General features: G+C 72.2%; 20 protein-coding genes and 1 pseudogene. 10 read left to right on the forward strand and 11 right to left on the reverse strand.

The window, feature by feature from the left end:
* Positions 1-16: 16 nt before the first annotated feature.
* From katG to IE248_RS34305, 4 genes are all read right to left on the reverse strand, one after another.
* The gene (gene katG, locus IE248_RS34290; protein WP_190032746.1) at positions 17-2212 is read right to left on the reverse strand and encodes a catalase/peroxidase HPI; all 2196 of its coding nucleotides are present in this window, start codon (positions 2210-2212) and stop codon (positions 17-19) included.
* Between the two features lie 144 nt (positions 2213-2356).
* Entirely contained in the window at positions 2357-4069 is a 1713-nt protein-coding gene (locus IE248_RS34295; protein ID WP_190032747.1) for a glycerol-3-phosphate dehydrogenase/oxidase, read from the reverse strand.
* A 70-nt stretch (positions 4070-4139) separates the two neighbouring features.
* Positions 4140-5657: a glycerol kinase GlpK gene (glpK, locus tag IE248_RS34300; protein ID WP_190032748.1), complete on the reverse strand. Its 1518-nt coding sequence runs from the start codon at positions 5655-5657 to the stop codon at positions 4140-4142.
* Positions 5658-5708: 51 nt separating this feature from the next.
* A complete protein-coding gene (locus IE248_RS34305; protein WP_100581702.1) occupies positions 5709-6554 on the reverse strand; it encodes an MIP/aquaporin family protein in 846 nt (281 codons plus the stop codon).
* 236 nt (positions 6555-6790) lie between these two features.
* On the opposite strand from IE248_RS34305, the gene dhaK reads away from it, so the two are divergent.
* The 3 genes from dhaK (at position 6791) to IE248_RS34320 (ending at position 9270) form a co-directional block, all read left to right on the forward strand.
* Entirely contained in the window at positions 6791-7795 is a 1005-nt protein-coding gene (gene dhaK, locus IE248_RS34310) for a dihydroxyacetone kinase subunit DhaK (RefSeq protein WP_190032749.1), read from the forward strand.
* A gap of 185 nt (positions 7796-7980) precedes the next feature.
* Positions 7981-8715, forward strand: a complete 735-nt coding sequence (locus IE248_RS34315; protein WP_190032750.1) for a GbsR/MarR family transcriptional regulator — start codon at positions 7981-7983, stop codon at positions 8713-8715.
* Positions 8716-8805: 90 nt separating this feature from the next.
* Positions 8806-9270 (forward strand): hypothetical protein, encoded by a 465-nt coding sequence (locus IE248_RS34320; protein WP_190032751.1) that lies wholly within the window; start codon positions 8806-8808, stop codon positions 9268-9270.
* A 12-nt stretch (positions 9271-9282) separates the two neighbouring features.
* Here IE248_RS34320 and IE248_RS37935 read toward each other — a convergent pair.
* Positions 9283-9602: pseudogene (locus tag IE248_RS37935) on the reverse strand (hypothetical protein); the annotation flags it as partial.
* Positions 9603-9757: 155 nt separating this feature from the next.
* Here IE248_RS37935 and IE248_RS34330 point away from each other — a divergent pair.
* Positions 9758-10825, forward strand: coding sequence for a chitinase (locus IE248_RS34330; RefSeq protein ID WP_190032752.1), 1068 nt, complete (start codon positions 9758-9760; stop codon positions 10823-10825).
* A gap of 35 nt (positions 10826-10860) precedes the next feature.
* Here IE248_RS34330 and IE248_RS34335 read toward each other — a convergent pair whose 3' ends face one another.
* Both IE248_RS34335 and IE248_RS34340 read right to left on the reverse strand, forming a co-directional pair.
* Entirely contained in the window at positions 10861-11295 is a 435-nt protein-coding gene (locus IE248_RS34335; protein WP_073780323.1) for a hypothetical protein, read from the reverse strand.
* Between the two features lie 170 nt (positions 11296-11465).
* Positions 11466-12026 carry a DinB family protein gene (locus IE248_RS34340; protein WP_100581697.1) on the reverse strand — a complete coding sequence of 187 codons (561 nt, stop codon included), beginning with the start codon at positions 12024-12026 and terminating at the stop codon, positions 11466-11468.
* 425 nt (positions 12027-12451) lie between these two features.
* Between IE248_RS34340 and IE248_RS34345 the strand changes: the two genes are divergently transcribed.
* Entirely contained in the window at positions 12452-14785 is a 2334-nt protein-coding gene (locus tag IE248_RS34345) for a bifunctional serine/threonine-protein kinase/ABC transporter substrate-binding protein (RefSeq protein WP_190032753.1), read from the forward strand.
* A gap of 164 nt (positions 14786-14949) precedes the next feature.
* Complete coding sequence (locus IE248_RS34350; RefSeq protein ID WP_190032754.1) at positions 14950-15792, forward strand: SDR family oxidoreductase; 843 nt, start codon at positions 14950-14952, stop codon at positions 15790-15792.
* A 43-nt stretch (positions 15793-15835) separates the two neighbouring features.
* On the opposite strand, the gene IE248_RS34355 is transcribed toward IE248_RS34350, so the two are convergent.
* Entirely contained in the window at positions 15836-18940 is a 3105-nt protein-coding gene (locus IE248_RS34355; protein ID WP_190032755.1) for an ATP-binding protein, read from the reverse strand.
* A 191-nt stretch (positions 18941-19131) separates the two neighbouring features.
* Between IE248_RS34355 and IE248_RS34360 the strand changes: the two genes are divergently transcribed.
* Both IE248_RS34360 and IE248_RS34365 read left to right on the forward strand, forming a co-directional pair.
* A complete protein-coding gene (locus IE248_RS34360) occupies positions 19132-19269 on the forward strand; it encodes a hypothetical protein (RefSeq protein WP_190032756.1) in 138 nt (45 codons plus the stop codon).
* 64 nt (positions 19270-19333) lie between these two features.
* Entirely contained in the window at positions 19334-19939 is a 606-nt protein-coding gene (locus tag IE248_RS34365; protein ID WP_190032757.1) for a hypothetical protein, read from the forward strand.
* Between the two features lie 56 nt (positions 19940-19995).
* On the opposite strand, the gene IE248_RS34370 is transcribed toward IE248_RS34365, so the two are convergent.
* Complete coding sequence (locus IE248_RS34370; protein ID WP_073794514.1) at positions 19996-20349, reverse strand: hypothetical protein; 354 nt, start codon at positions 20347-20349, stop codon at positions 19996-19998.
* A gap of 169 nt (positions 20350-20518) precedes the next feature.
* Between IE248_RS34370 and IE248_RS34375 the strand changes: the two genes are divergently transcribed.
* Complete coding sequence (locus tag IE248_RS34375) at positions 20519-21826, forward strand: hypothetical protein (RefSeq protein WP_190032759.1); 1308 nt, start codon at positions 20519-20521, stop codon at positions 21824-21826.
* A gap of 14 nt (positions 21827-21840) precedes the next feature.
* On the opposite strand, the gene IE248_RS34380 is transcribed toward IE248_RS34375, so the two are convergent.
* Together IE248_RS34380 and IE248_RS34385 are read right to left on the reverse strand one after the other, a co-directional pair.
* Complete coding sequence (locus IE248_RS34380; protein WP_229895739.1) at positions 21841-22734, reverse strand: LysR family transcriptional regulator; 894 nt, start codon at positions 22732-22734, stop codon at positions 21841-21843.
* 48 nt (positions 22735-22782) lie between these two features.
* Complete coding sequence (locus IE248_RS34385) at positions 22783-23400, reverse strand: TetR/AcrR family transcriptional regulator (RefSeq protein WP_073794319.1); 618 nt, start codon at positions 23398-23400, stop codon at positions 22783-22785.
* A gap of 56 nt (positions 23401-23456) precedes the next feature.
* Here IE248_RS34385 and IE248_RS34390 point away from each other — a divergent pair, with 56 nt between their 5' ends.
* Positions 23457-24137, forward strand: coding sequence for an SGNH/GDSL hydrolase family protein (locus IE248_RS34390; protein ID WP_190032761.1), 681 nt, complete (start codon positions 23457-23459; stop codon positions 24135-24137).

The raw sequence follows: 24137 nt of genomic DNA on the forward strand, positions 1-24137 counted from the left end.
CCGGGCCGGGCTCAGCTCAGGCTCGGGCCAGGTCGAACCGGTCCAGGTTCATCACCTTGTCCCAGGCGGCCACGAAATCGCGTACGAACTTCTCGCCCGCGTCGGCGGCCGCGTACACCTCCGAGAGGGCGCGGAGCTGGGAGTGCGAACCGAAGACGAGGTCGACGGCGGTGGCCGTCCACTTGGTCTCGCCGGTGGCGCGGTCCCGGCCCTCGTACACGTTCTCGGCCGACTCGGACGCCTTCCACTCCGTGCCCATGTCGAGCAGGTTGACGAAGAAGTCCGTCGTCAGCGTCTCGGGCCGGTCGGTGAACACGCCGTGGGAGGAACCCTTGAAGCCGGTGTTCAGGGCCCGCATGCCGCCGATCAGCACCGTCATCTCGGGAGCGGTGAGCGTGAGCAGGTTGGCCCGGTCCAGCAGCAGGGTCTCCGGCGGAAGCTTCTCACCCTCCTGGAGGTAGTTGCGGAACGCGTCCGCCGTGAGTTCGAGCACGGCGAAGGAGTCCACGTCGGTCTGCTCCTGCGAGGCGTCCGTGCGCCCCGGCGAGAACGGCACCGTGATGTCGTGCCCGGCGTCCCGCGCCGCCTGCTCGACAGCCGCGCAGCCGCCCAGGACGATCATGTCGGCCAGCGAGATCCTCGTCGCGCCGTCCCGGTTGAAGTCGCGCTGGAGCTGCTCCAGCTTCTGCACCACCTGGGCGACCTCGGGCAGGTCGTTGACCTCCCAGTCCCGTTGCGGCGCGAGCCGGATCCGGGCCCCGTTGGCCCCGCCGCGCTTGTCGGTGCCGCGGAAGCTCGCCGCCGCCGCCCACGCGGTGGTGACCAGCTGGGACACCGACACGCCCGCGCCGAGGATCCAGCGCTTGAGGGTGGCGACGTCCTCGTCCGTGACCAACGGGTGGTCGACCGCCGGGACCGGGTCCTGCCACAGCTGCGGCTCGGGGATCCACGGCCCGAGGTACCGCGAGAGCGGCCCCATGTCACGGTGCAGCAGCTTGTACCAGGCCTTGCCGAACGCCTCCGCGAGCTTGTCGGGGTTCTCGTGGAAGCTCTTCGCGATCGGCGCGTAGACGGGATCCACCCGCAGCGCGAGGTCCGTCGTCAGCATCATGGGCGCGTGCCGCTTCGCCGGGTCATGGGCGTCCGGCACGGTGTCGCGGGCCGCGGGATCCGTGGGAGTCCACTGCTTGGCGCCCGCGGGGCTCGTCGTCAGCTCCCACTCGTAGCGGAACAGGTTGTCCAGGTACCCGTTGTCCCACTTCGTCGGCTCGGTGGTCCACGCACCCTCCAGCCCGCTCGTGAGCGCGTCCACGCCCTTGCCGCTGCCGTACCTGTTCATCCAGCCGATGCCCTGCTGCTCGACGGGGCAGGCCTCCGGCTCCGGGCCGATGTACTCGGGATCGACCGCGCCGTGGCACTTGCCGAACGTGTGGCCGCCGACGATGAGCGCGAGCGTCTCCTCGTCGTTCATCGCCATGCGCGCGAACGTATCGCGGATGTCCCGGGCGGCGGCCACCGGATCCGGGTTGCCGTTGGGCCCCTCCGGATTGACGTAGATCAGCCCCATCTGCACGGCGCCGAACGGGCCGGTGAGTTCCCGGTCGCCGGAGTAGCGCTGGTCTCCGAGCCAGGTGTCCTCGGGCCCCCAGAAGATCTCCTCGGGCTCCCAGATGTCCTCCCGGCCGAAGCCGAACCCGAAGGTCTTGAACCCCATCGATTCCATCGCGCAGTTGCCGGCGAAGACCAGCAGGTCGGCCCAGGAGATCTTCCGACCGTACTTCTGCTTGACGGGCCACAGCAGACGACGAGCCTTGTCGAGGCTGGCGTTGTCCGGCCAGCTGTTGAGGGGGGCGAAGCGCTGTGCGCCGCTGCCGCCACCGCCCCGGCCGTCGGCGATGCGGTACGTTCCCGCGGCGTGCCAGCTCATCCGGATGAAGAGCGGACCGTAGTGGCCGTAGTCGGCGGGCCACCAGTCCTGTGACGTCGTCATCACCTCGAAGACGTCCCGCTTCAGTGCCTCGACGTCGAGGCCGGCGAACTCCTGCGCGTAGTCGAAGTCCGCACCCATCGGATCGGCCATGGGCGAGTGCTGGTGCAGGACCTGGAGGTCCAGCTGGTTCGGCCACCAGTCCCGGTTCGTCTGGGGCCGGGCCGGTCCCGGGGTGGGAGTGGGGGAGGGGATTGCCGGGTTCTCGCTGTCGCTGCCGGACACGTCTGCCCTTCTTCCTGTCGCGGTGTTTCGGCCGGCGAGAACTCTTCCTCACGCACGACGCCGATGTCTGTGCCTGTGTCGGCGTCCGTATGGTTGCGCAATGCGGGCCGTACGGCCACGAAACACGCAGAGCGGGCCCGGGGTTCAGTACACGGGGATGATGTCGGGGGCGCCGAGGCGGACCGCGTCGGCGGTCCGGTCGTCCGGCTGCTCCTGGGCCTCGCGTTCGGCCGCGACCCGCTTCGTGTAGTGGTCCACCTCGCGGTCCTGGTGCGACTGGTCCCAGCCCAGGTGCGGTGCCATCAGTTCAGCGACGGTCCGCGCCGCGTCCACCCCGCGGTCCCACGACTCGATGGAGATCCGGGTGCGCCGGGCGAGTACGTCCTCCAGGTGGCGGGCTCCCTCGTGGGTCACCGCGTAGACGGCCTCGACCCGCAGGTAGTCGTCGGAGCTGGGCAGCGGCTCCCCGAGCGAGGGGTCGGCCGCCACCATGTCGAGCAGCTGGTGGATCAGCGAGCCGTAGCGGTTCAGCAGGTGCTCGATGCGGGCCACGTGCAGTCCGGAAGCCTCGGCGAGACGGTGCCGGGAGTTCCACAGGGCCGGGTAGCCGTCGGCGCCGAGCAGCGGGACGCGGTGCGTGGTGCTCTCGGGCACCTTCTCGTCCAGGCCCCGGACCGCCTCGTCCACCGCGTCCTTGGCCATCACCCGGTAGGTGGTGTACTTGCCGCCGGCCACCACGACCAGGCCGGGTACCGGATGGGCGACCAGGTGCTCCCGGGACAGCTTGCTGGTCTCGGCGGCCTCGCCGGACAGCAGCGGGCGCAGGCCGGCGTAGACGCCCTCGACGTCCTCGGGGGCGAGCGGCGTGGCCAGGACGCTGTTGACGTGGTCCAGCAGGTACGTGACGTCCTGGGAGCTGAGGGCGGGGTGCGCCTTGTCCAGGGTCCAGTCCGTGTCGGTGGTCCCGATGATCCAGTGCCGGCCCCAGGGGATCACGAAGAGCACGCTCTTCTCCGTGCGCAGGATCAGCCCGGTACGGGAGTTGATCCGGTCGCGGGGGACGAGCAGGTGCACCCCCTTGGAGGCGCGGACGTGGAACTGGCCGCGGGTGCCTGCCAGGGCCTGGGTGTCGTCGGTCCACACCCCGGTCGCGTTGATGACCTGCTTGGCCCGTACCGGCCGCTCGTCGCCGGTCTCCAGATCGGTGACGACCGCCCCCACCACCCGCTCGCCCTGCCGCAGGAAGCGGCTGACGCGGGCGCGGTTGGCGGCCAGCGCCCCGTAGGCCACCGCCGTACGGGTCAGGAACATGGTGTGCCGGGCGTCGTCGACCTGGGCGTCCCAGTACTGGATGGCGCCGACCAGGGCGTCGGAGCGCAATGCGGGCGCCTCGTGCAGGGCGTGCCGTTTGAGCAGGTGGCGGTGGTGGGGCAGCCCGCTGGAGGTGCCGGAGGCCGCCGCCATGGCGTCGTACATCAGCACGCCCGCGCCCACGTAAGGGCGCTCCCAGAGCCGGTGTTGCAGGGGGTAGAGGAACGGGACCGGGCGCACCAGGTGCGGGGCGAGGGAGCGCAGCAGGAGGCCGCGTTCCTTGAGGGCCTCGGCGACGAGCCGGAAGTCGAGCATCTCCAGGTAGCGCAGGCCGCCGTGGATGAGCTTGCTGGACCGGCTGGACGTACCCGAGGCCCAGTCGCGGGCTTCGACGAGGCCGACCCGAAGGCCCCGGGTGGCGGCGTCCAGGGCGGCCCCGGCGCCGACGACACCGCCTCCGACGACGAGGACGTCCAGTTCGCCCTCCGCCATGCGGGCGAGGGCCCGGGTGCGGGCTTCGGCCGAGAGGGCCGCCGGATCGGCCATGGTCTTCTCCTCTTCTCTCCTCCCCTCCGCGTCCTGCCCGTGCGGCCCGGCCCGTTCGATGCGGGCCGGGCTATTCGACCTTGGCCCAGTCGAGCGTGCGCTCCACCGCCTTCTTCCAGCCCTCGTAACCCTCCGCGCGCTGCTCCTCGCTCCACTGGGGCTCCCAGCGCTTGGACTCCTGCCAGTGCGTGCGCAGTTCGTCCGTGCTCCGCCAGAAGCCGGTGGCCAGACCGGCGGCGTAGGCGGCGCCCAGCGCGGTCGTCTCGGCGACGACCGGGCGGCTGACCGGTACGCCGAGGACGTCGGCCTGGATCTGCATGCACAGGTCGTTGGCGGTGACACCGCCGTCGACCTTCAGCACGTCCAGGTGGACGCCGGAGTCCTGTTCCATGGCCTCCACGACGTCGCGGCTCTGGTAGCAGATGGCTTCCAGGGCGGCGCGGGCCAGGTGGCCGTTGTCGTGGTAGCGGGCGAGCCCGACGATGGCGCCGCGGGCGTCGGAGCGCCAGTACGGTGCGAACAGGCCCGAGAAGGCGGGGACGAAGTAGATGCCGCCGCTGTCCTCGACGGTGCGGGCCAGGCGTTCGCTCTCCGCCGCGTCCTTGATGATCTTCAACTGGTCGCGCAGCCACTGGATCGCCGATCCCGTGACGGCGATGGAACCCTCCAGCGCGTACACGGCGGGTTCGTCGCCGAACTGGTAGGCGACGGTGGTGAGCAGTCCGTGCTGGGAACGGACCAGTTCGGTCCCGGTGTTCAGGACGAGGAAGTTGCCCGTGCCGTAGGTGTTCTTGGCCTCGCCGGGCGCGTAGCAGACCTGTCCGACGGTGGCCGCCTGCTGGTCGCCGAGGACGCCGGTGATGGGAATGGCCTCCCGCAGCGGCCGGGAGGTACGGGTGTGCCCGAACGCCTCCGCGTGGGAGGACGGGTTGATGGAGGGCAGCATCGCCCGGGGCACACCGAAGAAGCCCAGGAGCTCCTCGTCCCAGTCGAGGGTCTCCAGGTTCATCAGCATGGTGCGGCTGGCGTTGGTCACGTCGGTGGCGTGGATGCCGCCGTCGGGTCCGCCGGTGAGGTTCCACAGCACCCAGCAGTCCGTGTTGCCGAAGAGGGCGTGGCCCTGCTCGGCGGCCTCCCGGACCCCGTCGACGTTCTCCAGGATCCACTGGATCTTGCCGCCGGAGAAGTAGGTGGCCGGTGGCAGGCCGGCCTTGCGGCGGATGACGTCTCCCTGGCCCGAGCGCTCCAGTGCCGCCGCGATGGAGTCCGTACGGGTGTCCTGCCAGACGATGGCGTTGTAGTAGGGGCGGCCGGTGCGGGGATCCCAGACGACTGTCGTCTCCCGCTGGTTGGTGACCCCGATGGCCGCCAGGTCGGAAGCCGAGAGGTTTCCGTGCCGGAGGGCGTTCTGTATCACCGAGTTGGTGCGTTCCCAGATCTCGACCGGGTCGTGCTCGACCCACCCCGAACGGGGGAGGATCTGGGAGTGCTCCAGCTGGTGCTTCGCCACCTCGTTGCCCGCGTGGTCGAAGATCATGAAACGGGTACTGGTCGTCCCCTGGTCCACTGCGCCGACGAAGTCAGCCATGGGTTGCCGCCTCTCTTGGCTCGGTCACGTCGCTCCGGCACGTCTGTCCGGTCACGACTCCGGTGCCGGGATCCGGCCGGCAGGCTCCGGCTCGGCGGTCGGCAGGAACCGGCCGATGAAGAACTTGTACAGAGCTGCTCCCAGCACGCCTCCGATGAACGGGCCGATGATCGGGACCCAGAAGTAGAAATTCCCGTACTGATCGCGCCACGCCCCTCCGTAGCCGGTGAGGAAGCTGGCCAGCCGGGGGCCGAAGTCACGCGCCGGGTTGATCGCGTAGCCGGCGTTGGTGCCCATGGCCATGCCGATCGCGACCACGATCAGGCCGACGATGAACGGGGCCAGGTTGGCGCCGGGGGGTGTGTTGAGGAGGTCAGTGACCGCCAGGATCAGCAGCAGCAGGATCGCCGTGCCGATGATCTGGTCGCGCAGCGCGCCCCACTCGGTGACCGGCAGGTTCGGGTTCCCGTTGGCCGGCAGCGTGGAGAACACGCCCTGGGTCTTGATGGTGTGACCGGGGTCGGCCTTGGCCAGCGCTTCGGAGTAGTTCCACCGGATGATCAGGGCCGCGACGAAGGCGCCGGCGACCTGCGCCGCCATGTACGGGGCCACCCTGCGCCACGGAAAGCCCTTGAACGTCGCCAGGGCGAGGGTGACCGCGGGGTTGAGGTGAGCACCGCTCAGCCTCGCCGCGACGTAGACGCCCAGGGTGACGCCGAGGCCCCATGCCCAGGCGATGCTGTCGTGGTTGCCGAGGCCGCCCGCCGGGTCGGTGAGGGCCCCGCCGGCGACCACCTGGGCCACCACGCCGCAACCGAAGATGATGAGGATCATGGTGCCGGCGAATTCTGCCGAGAGCTCGCCGACGAGTCCGGATGCCTTGAGTCGCTTGGCCATGGAGGCCTCCTTCTCGCCGGCCCGGGGACCGGCGTCGACCGTCTCGCACGGTTGGCAAAACAGCTCAATACTGAACACTTTCCCCTTTATAGGGAGCATATGCACCGAATCGATCTCGTGCGCGACGGCCGCCGCCAGGGCGCGGCATGCTCGCCGATGTGCTGGGTGCGGCGGCACACTTGGGGATACGGCGGGCGAACGCAGCCACCCGCCACCGACCACCCGGGAGGTACCTGATGAACATGCTGATCAACAGTGCGGAAACGGTGGTCGCGGACGCCCTGCGGGGCATGGCCGCCGCCCACCCCGAGCTCGACGTGGACGTGGAGCGCCGGTTGGTCGTACGGCGGGGCGCCCGGGAAGGCGGTCGCGTCGGCCTGGTGTCGGGTGGCGGATCCGGGCACGAACCGCTACACGCGGGGTTCGTGGGGTACGGGATGCTGTCGGCCGCGTGCCCCGGTGAGGTATTCACCTCGCCGGTGCCGGATCAGATGACGCGGGCGGCGGCGGCCGTCAACGGCGGGCAGGGAGTGCTGTTCGTCGTCAAGAACTACACCGGGGACGTGCTCAACTTCGACATGGCGGCCGAGCTCGCCGGGGAGGACGGCATCCGGGTCGAGCGCGTGCTGGTCAACGACGACGTCGCCGTCACGGACAGCCTGTACACCGCCGGACGCCGCGGCACCGGGGCCACGCTCTTCGTGGAGAAGATCGCCGGGGCGGCCGCCGAGGCGGGGGCTCCCCTGGAGCGGGTCGCGGAGCTCGCCCGGCGCGTCAACGACTCCTCGCGGAGCTTCGGCGTCGCGCTCAGCGCCTGCTCCACCCCCGCGAAGGGCAGCCCGACCTTCGACCTGCCGGACGGAGAGCTGGAGCTCGGCGTCGGGATCCACGGCGAGCCGGGCCGCGAGCGGCGCGCGATGATGGCCTCGCGGGAGATCGCCGACTTCGCGGTGTGTGCCGTACTGGACGATCTGGAACAGGTGGCTCCGGCCGATGGCCCGGTGCTGGCGCTGGTCAACGGGATGGGCGCGACACCGCTGCTGGAGCTGTACGGGTTCCACGCGGAGGTCGTGCGGGTACTGGCGGCCCGGGGCGTACCGGTGGCGCGCACGCTGGTCGGGAACTACGTCACCTCGCTCGACATGGCGGGATGCTCGGTGACGCTGTGCCGGGCCGATGACGAGATGCTGCGCCTGTGGGACGCCCCGGTGGAGACGCCCGCGCTGCGCTGGGGCCGCTGAGGGTGTTCGTACGGAATTTCTGAATGCGCAAACGCTATGTTGCGTTCGCGTGCGGGGTGAGCGGTGTGTGGCGTGGGAGGGTGCACTGGTTGCAATGACCTCAGCTCGGTGCGTTGTTGCAATGGGCTGAAGCGAGCGTTACGGTGGCCCCTCCGAACGCCGTGAAGATCACGAAGGGGACCGCGATGCCGGGAGGCAGACTCACCCAGGCCGAGCGCCAGCAGATCGCGTCGGGGCTGGCCGACGGCCTCGCCTACGCGGAGATCGCCAGACGTCTCGACCGTCCGACCTCCACGGTCACGCGCGAGGTGCTGCGCAACGGGGGCCCCACCGCCTACCGCGCCGACCTCGCGCACCGCGCCACCGAACAGCGCGCCCACCGCCGGAAGCAGCCCGTCCCCCGGGACCCGAAGGCGGCGCCGCAGCCCCACGGGCGCGACCCCGAGGCGGTCCGCGAGTACGAGGAGACCTTCACCACCGTTCTCATCCAGTCGGGCATGCCCAGGATGACGGCCCGGGTCCTCGCCTGTCTCATCACCACCGACGCGGGCAGCCTCACGGCGTCCGAACTCGTCGAGCGCCTCCAGGTCAGCCCGGCGTCCGTCTCCAAGGCGATCGCGTTCCTCGACGGCCAGGGCCTCGTCCGCCGGGAACGCGACGAAGGCCGCCGCGAGCGCTACGCCGTCGACAACGACGTCTGGTACCAGTCCATGATCGCCAGCGCCCGCTCCACCGCCCACCTGGTGGAGACCGCCCGGCAGGGCGTAGGCGTCCTCGGCTCCCATACCCCGGCCGCCGTCCGCCTGGAGAACATCGCCCGCTTCATGGACTTCGTCTCCGAGAGCATCACCCGCGCCGCGGAGCAGGCGCGCGAAATACTCCACGCGAAACCCGGGACTCCCTCGGACGGCAACGGCTGACGCCCGGACTCCCGCCGGGCCTGCCGGTCTCGGCGGGGAACCGGGTGGGTTCGTTCCTCCTCTGAGAGGGTGGACGCGAAGGAGAAGCGCATGACGGGTACCGCGGGCAGCAGCACAACGGGCGCGCGCCCGAAGGAAATAGAGGCCGCGTGGCTGCTCACGCTGGCTGCCGTCGTCGGGCAGGCCGTGGTCTGGGTGCTGGGCGCGTTCGTGGTCGACCCCACCGGCCTGGGCGACATGACCTCCGTCTCCGGAGCCGACGCCGCCGCTCGCCAACTCGCCCTGTCGGGAGGGGGCCTGGCCGTGGTCCTGGCCGGCTGGCTGGCCGTGGCCGTGAAGATGCGGGCGGGCCGGGGCTGGGCCCGAGCGGTCCTCGGCGTCGCCGGCGCCCTCTGCCTGGTCGCCGCGGCCACCGACTTCAGCATGAGCGGTACGGGGCCTGCCGCCTGGCCGCTCCTGGCCTGCCTCCCCGACCTGGTCACCGCGGCCGCCGTCGTCCCTATGTTCCTGCCCGCGGCCCGCAGGCACTTCCAGGCCCGAGCGCGCCGGGCCTGACATAGCCGGGGCTCATGCCTGCGCCGCCGCCGTCGCCGGGCGGCGGCCCCACGCGGAGATCATGGGGGCCGTGGCCAGATCGAGGCCCCCGGCCGCCAGGCGCCCGCGGATCTGGCGCACCGTCGCGTCCTCCAGCAGCGCACACGCAGGGGAGGTGATCGGGAAGTACGCGTCCGGACCGCAGCCGGTTCGGCCGCGACGTCGTGGCGGAGCACCTCGATCGCACCGCCCGCGATGTCCCGGGTCCAGGAGACGTCGATGTCGGTGGCGAGCACCGCACCCGCCGGGCCGACCCGCTCGGCCGGCCCGCGTGACACGGAGGGCCCACCGGCCCGACCTCCCGGCATCGCTCGCACCGCGGCGCGTACCGTCCGGCGGAGTCGGGGCGCAGGTACCGCATGTCTTGACGATTGGTCTGGACCTTCCTAGCGTGAGGTGCGGCGCAGCCCGTTCCAGGCCCCCCACACCCACCGCCCAGGAGCCCCGCATGGTCCTACGTCACGTCTTACGCGTCGCCACAGCCGGCCTCGCCCTCGCCCTGGCCCTCACCCTCCAGCCGCCGGCCGGGGCGGCCACCGCGCCGCAGGCGCCCGCGGCCGACACCTGCCCCGTCAAGCCGAGGCCCACCGGCAAGGTGCTCCAGGGGTATTGGGAGAACTGGGACGGCGCCGCGGCCGGCGTGCACCCGCCCTTCGGCTGGACCCCGATCACCGACAGCCGCATCCGGGACCACGGCTACAACGTCATCAACGCGGCCTTCCCCGTCATCCTCTCCGACGGCACCGCCCTGTGGCAGGACGGCATGGACGCCACCGTCAAGGTCGCGACCCCGGCCGAGATGTGCCAGGCCAAGGCGGCCGGGGCGACGATCCTGATGTCCATCGGCGGCGCGGCCGCCGGCATCGACCTCAACTCGGCGGCGGTCGCCGACCGGTTCGTGGCGACCCTCGTACCGATCCTGAAGAAGTACAACTTCGACGGCATCGACATCGACATCGAGACCGGACTCGTCGGCAGCGGAACCATCACCCGCCTCTCGCTCTCGCAGACCAACCTGATCCGCATCATCGACGGCATCCTCGCCCAGATGCCGGCGGGCTTCGGCCTGACGATGGCCCCGGAGACCGCCTACGTCACCGGCGGCAGCGTCACGTACGGCTCGATCTGGGGCGCGTACCTGCCGGTCATCAAGAAGTACGCGGACAACGGGCGCCTGTGGTGGCTGAACATGCAGTACTACAACGGCAGCATGTACGGCTGCTCCGGCGACTCCTACGCGGCGGGTACGGTCCAGGGCTTCACCGCGCAGACGGACTGCCTGAACCAGGGCCTCGTCATCCAGGGCACCACCATCCGGGTCCCGTACGACAAGCAGGTCCCCGGCCTGCCCGCCCAGCCCGGCGCGGGCGGCGGCCACATGACCCCCGCCCTGGTCGCGCAGGCCTGGAACCGCTACGCGGGCGGTCTGAAGGGTCTGATGACCTGGTCGGTCAACTGGGACGGCGCGAGGAACTGGACCTTCGGCAACAACGTCAAAACCCTCCAGGGCCGCTGACGCCCGGCTCCGCCCCGCCCCGCCCCGCCGGTCACTCACGGCAGGTCGCGCCACCGGCGGGACCGGGAGACGAGCAGCAGGGGCAGGCCCACGATCCAGACCAGCCCGCCGATGACGATCACTCCGCTCCAGAACCCCGACCCCCGGCCGAAGTCCGGGGCGGCCCGGGCCATCAGGAAGAACGGGCCCAGCACCAGGGCGGGGCCGACGATCCACCAGGCCAGGTAGGTGGCGAGGACGTCGAGCACGCGGACCGGCGAACGCCCCAGGACGCGGTAGGCGGTGGTCGACGTACTGCCGCCCACCGCGCCCGGGGTGTACTCCGTGGTCCCCACCACCAGCCGGTACCGGCGCAGCGGGACGACCGGCATGTAGCTGATCACGAACCACTCGGTCGCGTGATGACTGCCGTCCGGCTGCCGCCGGCTGAAGCCGAGGTACTTGGTTCCGATGCCGTTCCACGTGGACATGCCGCGCCCCCTCGCTCACTCCGGCCGCGCCGCGCCTCGTCGCGCGCGTCGGCGGCCTCGTCCGTCCACGGTAGGGGCGCGGACCGGTCAGGGCAGGAAATCGGCCATACCCGGACCCGATCGCGCACGCCCTCCCGGCGGGGCGTGACGCCGCACGGGGACGGGCCGGGTCACTGGCCCACCCTGCCGTCTACGCACTCGCGCAGCAGGTCGGCGTGCCCGCAGTGACGGGCGTACTCCTCGATCCGGTGCACCATCAGCTCCCGGACCGCGATCCCGTCCTTCCCCAGACGCTCGCCCAGATCCGGGTGCTTGGCCAGCGCGGCGTCGGTCGCGGCCTGCTCGCGCGCCAGATCCGCGAACGCGGCGTCGACCGCCGCCTGCTCGGCGACGACTCCGTCGAAGTCGGCGTCCCGCGCTCCGTACAGCTTCGGCAGCGGATCGCCGTCGCCGATCCAGTTGTGCCAGTCCCGCTCCACCTCGACGAGGTGCCGCACCAGGCCGAGCAGCGACATGGTCGACGGCGGAACCGACCGGCGGGCCAGCTGCTCCGCGTCCAGACCCTCACACTTCATCCGCAGGGTCATGCGGTAGTCCGTCAGGAAGCCCTGGAGCGTGGCGAGCTCGCCGTCGGGGCTGACGCCCTCGCGGTCGCGGGGGTCGTCGGCCGGGTCCGCCCACATGTCGGGGTAGGTGGTCGCCTGGGTCCATCGCTCGGGTTGATCGGTCATGCCTGCCATGATCACCCGCCAGGGCCCGGACCCGCCATGGAATTGGCGCCGGCCAGGGGCGGTGCGTGACGGCGGGCTCAGCCGGATTCGGGCGCGGCGGCGGTGGATTCGGTGCGCACGAGGCGGTAGGTGAAGGGCTTGGCGCGGCGCTGGGCGGGCTTGCGGGCGAGGTCGTTCGCATGCAACGGCCCCGGCCCGGCAACAGGTAGTTTGCCCGGTACGGGGCGGGGCGGGTGGGACGGGGGGTGTGCGGGGCGGGTGGCGTCCCCTCGGGAGAGCGGCATCAGAGGGCCGCGAGGCTCCGGGTCCAGCGGCGCAGTGTCCACGGGGCCGACCCCGCGTGAGTCCGCCCCCTCTCGCCGGGGCCCACGGGCATGTCCGGGATCGTCACATGATCGGGCCGAACAGGTCCTAGAGTGTGACGAGTGACACAGGAGAACCCCGAACTCATCGCCGGCCGCTACCAGTTGGTCGAACGGATCGGCCAGGGCGGCATGGGCCGGGTCTGGAGGGGCCTCGACCAGCAGCTCTTCGGGCGCGAGGTCGCCATCAAGGAGATCCTCTTCCCTCCGGGGCTGGAGGAAGCCGACCGCGTGACGCTGCTCCGGCGCTTCACCGGCGAGGCCCGCGCGGCGGTCACCCTCAGCCACCCCGGGATCATCACCGTCCACGACATCGTGGAGCACAACGGCGCCCCCGTCATCGTCATGGAGTTCATCCGCGGGCAGTCCCTCGCGGCGGCGATCCGCGAACAGGGCCGACTGCCCGTGCGGCGGGTGGCCGAGATCGGCTCCGCCATGCTCGACGCGCTCGCCGAAGCCCACGAGGCGCGGATCGTCCACCGCGACATCAAGCCGGACAACGTGCTCCTGAGCAAGGACCGCGTCGTCCTCACCGACTTCGGCATCGCCCACCTCGCGGACGTCACCACCAAGCTCAGCCACAGCGGCATGGTCATCGGCACCCCGCAGTACATGCCGCCGGAGCAGCTGGAGGGCAAGCGCCCGACACCGGCCAACGACCTCTGGGCCCTCGGCGCCACCCTCTACCACGCCGTCGAGGGGCGTCCGCCGTTCGACGCCGAGGGGCTCCACGCGCTCGCCATCGCCGTGTTCACCCGCCCCCACCGGCCGCCGACCCAGGCCGGTGCGCTGGCCCCCGTACTGGACGCGCTCCTCACCAAGGACCCGGCACTGCGCGCGAACGCCGCCGAGGCCGCCGCACTCCTGGAGTCGGTCCTGCGGGGCACCGGGGCGGGGGCGCCGACCGCCGAGGGGGTTCCGCCCCGGCCCGTCCGGGCACCGGAGCCCGCGCCCGTTCCCGTACCGGAGCCCGTTCCCGTACCGGAGCCCGCTCCCGCGCCCGTTCCCGTACCGGAAGCGGTGACCGAGGCCGGCCCCGCCCCGGCGGAGCCGGAACCGGAGCCGGTTCCTCCGACGCCCACGGCCGAGGAACCCGGCTCGCTCGGCGAGGTGGAGCACCGGGGGAGCGGCGAGGTGGCGACCGCCCGGCGCGGCGCCCTGACCCGGCGGTCCACGGTACTGGCCGTGGCACTGGCCACGCTCGCCGTCGCCGGCGTCCTGACCTGGACCCTGAGCGGCGACGACTCGCCCGACGACAAGGGCGGCTCCGCGGCGCCCTCGGTCACGGTGGTGATCGGTGTGGACGCACCGCTCAGCGGCGACCTGTCCGTCTTCGGCGCCGGCATCAAGAACTCCGCCGACCTCGCCGTCAGGAACGCCAACCGGACCCGGCACGTGCCCGGCGTGAACTTCGAGATCAAGGCCCTGGACGACCAGGCCCAGGCCGGCAAGGGCCAGGAGAACGCCACCCAGCTCATCGCCGACGACAAGGTGCTCGGCGTGGTCGGCCCCCTCAACTCCAGCGTCGCGGCGGCGATGCTGAGGCCGTTCGAGCAGGCGAACCTGGTCAATGTCTCGCCCGCCAACACCAACCCCGCCCTGACGTACGGTCCCGACTGGGTCAAGGGCGCCAAGTCCCGCCCGTACCAGACCTACTTCCGTACCGTCGCCACGGACGCGGACCAGGGACCGTTCGCCGCCCGCTACCTCCACGGCGAGGCCAAGAAGACCAAGCTCTTCGTCATCGACGACAGCAGCGACTACGGCACCGGCCTCACCACCGGCTTCAGGAACGAGTTCAGCAAGCTCGGCGGGAGCATCGTCGGCGCGGACCACGTCGCCCCCACCGGCGGCGACTTCGCCACCCTCGCCGCCCGGGTCCGGGCCTCGGGCGCGGACGCCGTGTACTTCGGCGGCTACTACACCACCGCGGCGCCGCTCTCGAAGCAGCTCAAGCAGGCGGGCGTGAACGTCACCTTCATGGGCGGCGACGGCGTCTTCGACGCGCAGTTCATCACCACCAACGACAAGGCCGAGGGCGATCTGGCCACCGGCATCGGAGCGCCCGCCGAGGACCTGCCCGGCGGCCCGACCTTCCTCTCGCAGTACCAGGCGGCGGCGTACCCGGAGCAGGCCGGTTCGTACGGCGCGTACGCGTACGACGCCACCTGGGCCGTCATCGAGGCGGTGAAGGCCCTCACCGCGGCCAACGGGGGCACCCTGCCCCTGAACGCCCGGGCCAAGATGCCCAAGGCCGTGGCAGGGCTGGCGTTCGACGGCATCACCGGGCGGGTCGCCTTCGACCAGTACGGGGACACGACCAACCGCGAGCTCACGGTGCACGCGGTAACGGGCGGCGTCTGGAAGAGCGTGAAGAGCGGCCGCTACACCCCTTGACCTGACCTGCGGCGTCGCCGGAACCGCGCCCGGACGTGCGCCCCCGCGCCTCCGCACGCCCCCGCCGGAGGGATGGCCGAGGGCCGGAACCGCCCCGACGATGAACTGCCGCCACCACCCACCACCACGGTCATCACGCGCATCACTGTCATCAAGGGGGAACGATGGGACGACGCTGGCTGGTCACGGGATGCTCCTCCGGCCTCGGGCACGCGCTGGCCACCGCCGCCGCCCGGGCCGGGGACGAACTCGCGGTCACCGCACGCAAGACCGCCGACCTGGAGGAACTGGCCGCCGCCTGGCCCGGCCGCATCATCCCGGTCCCGCTCGAACTGCGCGACGCCGCCTCCTGCGAGGAGGCCGTCCGCACCGCGGCCGACCGCCTCGGCGGCATCGACGTCCTCGTCAACAACGCCGCCGTCGGCCTGTTCGGCGCGGTCGAGGAGGTCTCGGACGCCGAGCTGCGCGACCAGCTGGAGACCCTGCTCGTGGGGCCCTGGCGGCTCACCCGCCTCGTCCTGCCGCTGATGCGGGCCCAAGGGCACGGCCACATCGTCAACGTTTCCTCGATCGTCGGCAGGATGGCCTTCCCGGGCCTCGCCGCCTACGTCGCCGGGAAGCACGCCCTCGAAGGCATGAGCCAGGCCCTGGCGGTGGAGGCCGCTCCGCACGGCATCCGCGTCACCGTGCTCGAACCGGGCATGTTCGCCACCCGCTACGGCACCTCCATGGCCGAGGCGCGCCACCGGGTACCCGCCTACGACGGGATCAACCGGGAGATGCTCGAAGGCGCCCGAGGCCTGGCCGACAACCCCGGGACCGGCCGCCCCGAGGACTTCGCGGCGCGCGTCCTCGACATCGTCTCGGCCGACGCCCCCACGCCCTTGCGGATCCCGGTCGGTGACGACGCGTACGGGTACCTGGACCTGGACGAGCAGGCGTCCCGCGCCGAATACGCCGCCGCGCGCTCCCTCGTACAGGGGCCGCCCCGGCCCGCCGGAGACTGACCGCGACGACCGCCCCCGTACGACCGCCCCGTACGCCCCCGGCTCAGGCCTGGTCGAGGCCCGCCTCCGCCAGCCGGCGGCGTACCTCCTCCGCCTCCCGCGTCCGGTTCAGCAGGTCCAGTACGCCCGCCCACTGCTCCAGCGCCAGCCGCAGGGACGCGGCGTGCACCTCGGGCCGCGCCACGGCCAGCGGGGTGAAGAGCTCGGCCGCCTCCTGCGCGGCCGTGAGACCCCCGGGGAGGTCTTGGCGCAGCTCCACGCGCAGCATCACGAGAAGTAGGAGGGACCGGGCCAGGACGCCGGAGTGCCCGGCGGGGTCTTCCGCTGCGGCGCGCCGGTTGTGCTCCACCGCGGACTCCGCCGCCGGGAGTGCCTCCTCCGCCCGGTCGGCCCGCACCAGCGCGGCCGTGAGGTCGGCCAGCGCCCAGCCGGTGCCGGAGCTGCCGGCCAGCTCGAACGCGGTGGCCGCCCGCGCGTAGCCGGTCGCGGCCTCGTCCGGCAGGTCCAGAGCCTCCAGGGCGGCGCCCAGCCGCAGCAGGGCCGAGCCTTCGAGCTCGTGGTCACCGAGCCCGCCGTGGAGCTCGGCGGCGCGGGTCAAGGCATCGACGGCCTCGCCGTATTCGCCGAGCTCCAGCAGGGCCTCCCCGAGGCTGTTGACGGCCCTCGCCTCGTACGGTCCGGAGCCGGCCTCCCGGAACAGGGCTGCGGCCCGCGCGTAGGCGGCGACGGACTCCTCGGTCCGGCCCGTCTGGTGGAGCGTGTCCCCGAGGTTGGTCAGGACCGAGGCCTCCCGGTACCCGTCGCCGAGTTCGCGGAAGACTCCGGCTGCCCGGGTGTGGGGGGCGACCGCCTTCTCCGTACGGCCCGACAACTGCCAGGCGCCGCCGAGGTTGGCCAGGGCCGAGGCCTCGCGCGCCGGATCGTCGAGGCGCGCGTGGATCCGGGCGGCCCGGATGTGGGCCTCGATGGCCTCCTCGTACCTGCCCGCGCACTGCAGGGCGGCGCCGAGCCCGGTGAGGGCCGACCCCTCTTCCCGCTGGTCGTCGATCCGGTGGAAGAGCTCAGCGGCACGGCTGTGGGCGCCGACGGCCTCCTCGTACCGGCCCGCCTGCCGTAGCGCCACGCCGAGGTTGCCGGCGATCGAGGCCGCCAGGTGCGGATCGTGGCGGAGGAGTTCGAGGACCCCGGCGGCCCGGTGGAAGGCGTCGATGGCCTCCTCGGCCCGGCCCGCCTCCTGCAAGGCGATGCCGAGGCGGTTCACCGCCAGTGCCTCACCACCCCGGTCGCCCAGCTGCCGGAAGATCCCGGCGGCCTCGGTGTGTGCGGCGACGGCCCCGTCGAACGCCCGCAAGTACCCCAGGGCGAAACCGAGGTTGACGAGCGCCGTGCCCTCGCCGGAACGGTCTCCGTTCGCACGGCCGATGTCGCGGGCGAGGGTGCTCAGGGTGATCCACTCGTCGAAGCGGCGGCGGTGTTCGAGGTAGCGGGCGAGCGAGAAGGCCAGGGAGAAGGCGACGGCCGGGTGGCCGAGCCGCGGCGCCGCGGTGGCGGAGGCCACCAGGTTCGCCCGTTCCCCGTCGAGCCAACGCAGGGCCTGGCGGCGCCCGTCGAAGCGGGGGGAGCGGTTGCCGGGCCTGCTGATCAGATGGGTGTCGGCCTGCGCCGCGGTGGTCACGTAGTGCTCCAGCAGCCGGGTGAGGGCGGCGTCGCGCCCGTCGGCGTCCGCGTGCGCGTCGGACTGCTCCGCCGCGTACAGGCGGATGAGGTCGTGCATCGACCAGCGCTCGTCCGCCCCCGTCAGGAGGTGCGCGCGGGACAACTCGGCCAGCAGCCGCCGGCTGCCGGCAGTCCCGAGCAGAGCCGCGGCGGCGGTGGTGGAGATGTCCGGCCCCGGAGCGGCGGCCAGCAGCCGGAACGCGGTGGCCTGGGGCTCCGTCAGATGCCGGTACGAGAGCTCGAAGGAGGCCCGTACCGCCATGGGGCGGCTCTCCGCGTCGGTCTCCTCGATCTCGATGAGGCCCAGCCTGGTCCGGGCGGCGGTCAGCTCCTCGGCCTGGCTCTCCAGGCTCCGGCCGGGTTCCTCGCGCAGCAGGGCCGCGATGATCTCCAGGGCCAGGGGCAGACACCCGCACAGCTGCGCGAGCCGCGCCGCCGCCCCGGGCTCCGCGGCGACCCGGCCGTCGCGGACCCCGCCGGCGTCCAGCACCTGCCCGATGAGGTCCACGGCCTCCGGCGGTGTGAGGGGAGGCACGTCCACGCGGTGCGCCTGCAGCAGGGCGAGGGACTGCCGGGAGGTCACCAGCCCGCGGTGCGGGGGCTGCGGAAGCAGCGCCGCGACCTCTCCGGCGCTCCGGACGTTGTCCAGCACCACGAGCAGCGGAAGGTCCTCGGCCGCCAGGTGGTCCAGGGTGATGCGCCAGGTGTCCAGCTTGCCCTGGAGCGTCACCGGGATGTCCGCGCTCCGTACGCCCAGCGCACCGAGGAACTGGTCCACGACCTCGCCCGGGGTCCGCTCCCGGTGGGGGCTGTAGCCGTAGAGGTTCGCGAAGAGGACCCCGCCGGGGAACCAGCCGCGCTGCCGGGCCTGGTGGGCGGCCCGCAGGGCGAGCGCGGTCTTGCCGACCCCGCCCATGCCCATCACCGCCGAGACGACGACCGTCGCCGGGGCGCCCTCGGACGCCCCGGCGGGCCGGGGGCTGTGCGCTGCCGGGTCGAGCCGGCCGAGGATGTCGCGCAGCTCCCCGGCCCGGCCGGTGAACCCGCCCGTCAGCGGCGGCAGCGTCACGGGCCCGGTACGGGCGGACGGCTTGGAAGGGGCGGGTGGCATGAACGCCCGCTCCTCGCGGGCCAGTCGCAGCAGCTGGCTCCACTGCGCCTGCGAGGGGGCGGCGTACGTCGTGCCCTTCTTCTTCGCCGCCTCACTGCCCAGGAATCGCACCAGCACCAGGAAGAGCCGGGTGTTGCCCTTGCCGGGCAGGCTCTTCCCGCCCAGCCAGTCGCTGACCGTCGCGTCGGACACCGTCAGCGGGGGCCTCTGCTCGCCGGCGACCGCGACCAGCCGGCTCAGGGTCGGCTTCCCGGCGGCCACGTGCACCGCCTTCAGCTCCGACCACAACCGGTTCGCGTGCCGTCCCGGCACCGTCGTCATCGCCGTCTCCCCACCTCGCCGAGCGTGGACTTCCGGTCGGCAAGGCTCCCGGAAAACCCGTAATACCCCTTCCCGCCAGGCTAGTTGGAGGCGGCCCCGTCCGGTCCCGTTCGCCGGAAACCCTCCGGAAAGCGCTCCATGGAGCCAGCGCCGGCCGCACCAGTGGCCGGTACGGACCCCAGGGAGCCGACATGCCCCGCACGCCCCGCAAGCTCCGCCCAGCCGACCGGACCGACCGCGAGCACGCCCTCACCCTGCTCGGCCGGATCGCCGCCGGAGCCGTATCCGGCGCGGTACGCGCCCTGACCGCCTGGCTCCTCGAACACTGACGCTTCCCCCCTGCCCCGGCGGGGTAGGGGTGCACCACGACACGTCTATGGGGGCAGGGGGCTCATGGCGTCGAGCGGCGCGGGCTTCGTCGCGGCGGGTGCGGTACTGCTGGGTGTCCCGGCAGGGATGTACCTCGCCGCGCGCACCGTCTGGGAGGGGCGCCCCAGCCCATGGGCGGCGCTGCTCCTCATCGCCGTCGTGGTGCTCCACGGCGTGGGGTTCTGGTGGGCCGCCAAGAACGCCGGCGCGGGCCCGGCGCTGGCCGTGCTGGTCCTGAACCTGTCCTGGATGCTGCTCGTCTACCTCCGGGTCGACATGCGGGACGACCAGGCGATGCACGACCGGGGCGTCACCGAACAGGCCGTGGTGACGGGGTGGATCCGCACCTCGGACCCGTTCGCCGGGGTCGACGACGAGGTCACGGCCATCGACGTGACCTTCCCGACCGGCGCCGCCGCCCGCCTCCAGCTGGGGGGCGCCCACGCCCCCCAGATCGGCGAGTCCGTACGGACAACCCGCGACCCGGACGCCCGCGTCCCACCCCGCCTCGGCCCCCGCCCCGATGCCCCGGGCACCATCCCGGCGACGATCACCCTCGTCTTCATGATCGCCAGCAGCCTGCTCGTCTCCACCACCATGGCGTCCGCCACGCGCGATTCCCTCAGCTGAAGACCGCCCCGGCGCCGCAGCACGGTGGACTCAGCCCTCTGAACGGGGCTACCGCCTCAGCGGAACTCGTGGACCACCTGGATCTCGCCGACGATGTGGGCGTTGAACTCGTCCAGCTCCTCGGCCGGAACCCAGAGTTCGAGGATCGTCTGCCCGCCGGCCTGCTGGACGGGATACCGGCTCAAGAACTCCGTCTCGACCTCGAAACGAGTGACGAAGCCCGCGCCGTCGTGCTTCACGTTCCAGTCCCGGGCGATCCTGATCGCGTAGTCCTCGTTGAGGACCGGGTAGAAGATCGGCTGCTCGGGCAGCCGGGGCGGCCATGCACGCCAGTTCAGCTCCCGGACCAGATCCAGCTCCTTGGGGCCGGTGGGGCGCCACAGGATCGTCGTTGCTCGCCGGCTGGTCATGTGCATCGCTCTCTGTACGTGAGCCGCTGGTGTGGCGGGTCGGGAAACCGGACGATACCGGCACCCCAGACGCGGTAGCTACGCAGTTTCCGCAGCCCGGGCAGCTCCCTGACCAGCAGTATGGAGCGACCGCGACAACCCTGCCCCCTCCACGAGGAGTTCTACGACCATGCCCCTCATCTGCGGCCACGACGCCCCCGCCTACGGACTACCCCTGTGCGAGCACCTCCGGGCGGCGACGGCGACCGGGTCGCCGCTCGACCACCACACCTACTACGTGGGCGAGGGAGTGGAGCGGTACCGGATATGCGGTCCGTGCCGGAACGAGGAGACCGTGACCGCCTCGCCGGTGTGCGAGGAGTGCTTCGACGCCGCCGAGGGAGCTCCCGCGGGCGTCGTGGGTCTGCCGGAGACGCTGGAGGCGCCCCGTCCCGTGGGCGGCGAGGTCGAGACGACGGACCTGCCGTCGGGCGCGGGCCGCGTCATCGACGTGGCGCCGACGCGCGGCGGTCTGTTGCTGCTGAGCGAGGAGGGCCGGATCCTGCTCTGGGAGACCGGGGCGCGGACCTGCCGGGAACTGGCCCGCGGTTCGGTGACCGTGCCCGACGGCAGCGAGCCGTGGTGCGGGCGCGAGCAGACGCGCCGTCTGCACGCTTCCCGGGACGGCGCGTTCGCCGCCGTCGTCATCGACTACGGCCGCCACGGCGAGGTGTACGACCTCTCCTCGGGCGCGGTGACCCTCACCCTGGAGAACGACGGGTACCACAGCGACACCGTCCCGTTCTCGCTCGCCTTCACCGAGCACGACGGACGGAACGTGCTGCTGCACCGCAGGCAGTGGAGCCTCATCGAGGCCGTCGACCCCGCGACGGGCGAGGTCCTGGCCGCCATGCCGGTCGAAGAGGAGAGCACCGACTGGTCCGGGTACTTCCAGGGCGCCCTGCACCTGAGCCCCGGCGGCACCCGGATCGCGTCGGACGCCTGGTGCTGGCACCCCGCCGGCCGGCCCGTCGCCTGGAACCTCGGCCAATGGCTGACCGAGGGCGAAGGGGCCTGGAGGACCGGCAACGGCTGGGCGGCGCTGCCCCCGTGCGAGTACTACTGGAACCGGCCCATGGCATGGTTCGACGAGGACCGCATCGTGATCGGTGGCCTCGGCGAGGACGAGGAGGAGATCGTCCCCGGCGCCCGCGTCTTCGACGTCAGCCGCGTCGAAACCGACCAGTGGGGTCACCGGAACCCGGTCGAGGTGGCCACGTTCGGAGGTCCCGAGGGCGCCTTCTTCAGCGCGGACGGTCTGCTGTTCTCCGCCGGCGCGGACGGTCTGGACATCTGGGACCCGGTCGCAGGCGCCCGCACCGGCTCGGTCCCCGGTTTCGTCCCCACCCACCACGACGCGCTCGCGGGCCATCTCCTCGCACTCGACCCGGCCCGGGGCGCGATCCGCCGCTGGCCCACGTCCGGCTCGCGCCGCTGACGGCCGTACCGGGGTCAGTCCGTGACGGGCGGGGACTGCGCCGGTATGTCGAGGACGGCGAGGAAGGCGGCCGCCGCGGGCGTGCGGTCGGCGCGGCTCCAGACGACGTACTCGACCCGGACGGGCGCGTCGGTGACCTCGATGGTCCGTACGCCGGTGAGCTGGTGCACGTAAGTGGAGGGGAGCAGGGCGACGCCGAGGCCCTGGGCCACCAGCCGGGACAGATAGTCCGTGTTGGTCACCTCGAAGGCGACGTCGCGGCTGAAGCCGGCGTCGGTGAAGGCCTGGTCGGACTGGGCCCGCCCGGCGGTCTGGGCCGGCAGGTCCACGAACACCTCGCGGGAGAGCCGGCCGAGGTCGACCGCCGGTTCACCGGCGAGGGGGTGGTCCGGCGCGACCACGGCGACCAGGCAGTCACGGGCGAGTTCCCGGGCCTCCACCCCCTCGGGGCGGGCCGTGGTGGGTAGATCCAGGAAGGCCACCTCGATGGCCCCTTGTCTGACCTGCTCGACGAGTTCGTCGCTCGCGCCCACGCGCAGGCTGACGCGCACGGACGGGTACTGCTCGTGGAACTCGCGCAGGGCGCCCGGGATGTCGACCGCGGCGACGGAGGGGATCAGGCCCACGGCGAGGCGGCCGCGCACCTCACCGACCGCCGCCGCCACCTCGGCGGCCGCACGCTCCGCCGCGTCCAGGCACTGACGGGCGGCGGGCAGGAACGCCGCACCGGCCGAGGTCAGCCGCACCCGGCGGCTGGTGCGCTCGAACAGCCGCGCGCCCAGCTCCCGTTCCAGGCGCGCTATCTGGTGACTGAGGGCGGACTGGACGACAAGACACCGCTCGGCGGCCCGGGTAAAGCTGTTCGTCTCGGCGACGGCGACCACGTAACGCATCTGCTGGAGCTCCATGGACGCATCCTGTACGGCGATGGATGCGGTGACAAACATGCACCGGGCTCATCGATCGCCGAGCAGGCCCTCGATGGCGCGGCGCGCCTTGCCCGTCGCGCCGGTGTCTCCCGCCTGCAGGGCCGTGTTCGCGGCGCACAGCAGGGCGTCGATCTGGAAGACGGCGAGTTCCACGTCCAGCGCGGCGATCTCACCGGTGTCCAGCGCGTGCCGCAACTCGGTCGCGAGGCAGGCGCGCCACTCCTCCTGGTCGCGGAAGAGGGCGTCGCGGACCGGACCGGGGTGGCTGTCGAACTCCGCGAGGTTCGCGACGCGGAAGCACCCGCCGGCGAAGAGCGGGGTCTCGGCGTACACGGTCCAGTGGTCGAGGAGCGCGCGCAGCCGGGCGGCGCCGTGGGGCGCCGTGGCGGCCGGGCGGACGACGGCGTCGACGAACATCCCGCGCGCGAACTCGACGGCCGCGAGCTGCAGGTTCTCCTTCGTCTTGAACAGGGTCTGGATCCCCGCCTTGCTGAGCCCGGTATCGAGGGCGAGCCGGCCGAAGCTCACGTTGCCGAGACCGTCCAGCGAGGCGACGTCGACGGCCTGGCGGAGCACGATCCCGCGCGTACGGGCGCCGCGCAGGAGGCGCTTGTCCGTGATCTCCGGATCCTTCGCACTGTCCATACGGCCGATCGTACAGCCCTTGTTTCTACGTACGGTCGACCGTATTGTTGCTCTTCATGGATGCCATGACGCCCCTCACCGAGGATTCCGACCCTTTCTGCCTGCCGCCGCTGGATGCCGCGGCCCTGCTGTTCGCCGCCCCGTGGCGCCGGTTCGCCGTGATCGGCGACAGCCTGTCCGCGGGCACCGGGGGCCCCAGCCCCGGCTACCGGCACCGGGGGTGGTCCGACAGACTCGCGGACGTCCTGCGCGCCGTGCGTCCGGATCTGGAGTACCTGAGCACGGCCGAGGACGGAGCGACGACCGCGCGGACCCTCGACAGTCAGATCGGGCGCGCGCTGGAATTCGAACCCGACCTCCTCCACCTGCCGTGCGGCGCCAACGACCTCCTGCGGCGCGAGCCGGACTTCGCCGAGATCGGGCAGCGGCTGCGGCGCATGTACGAGCTGGCATCGGAAAGCGATGCCCTGCTGACGACGTTCACTCTCGGCAAGGCGTACGTCGTTCCCGTCTTCCCGGATTGGAGCGCGCGGGTGGCCCGGTGCAACGACCTCACCCGGGGACTGGCCGCCGAGTACGGGGCCGTCGTGGTCGACATGTGGGACCACCCCGTCAACGCCCGGGACGGCCTGCTGAGCGAGGACCGCATCCACTTCGCCGCCTCGGGGCAGGCGGTGATGGCGACGGAGATGGTCAAGAGCCTGAGCCACGTCCTCGCCCGGAGCACGCACGTCTGA

The sequence above is a fragment of the Streptomyces goshikiensis genome, assembly GCF_014650555.1.
In the GTDB taxonomy this organism is placed as follows: domain Bacteria; phylum Actinomycetota; class Actinomycetes; order Streptomycetales; family Streptomycetaceae; genus Streptomyces; species Streptomyces goshikiensis.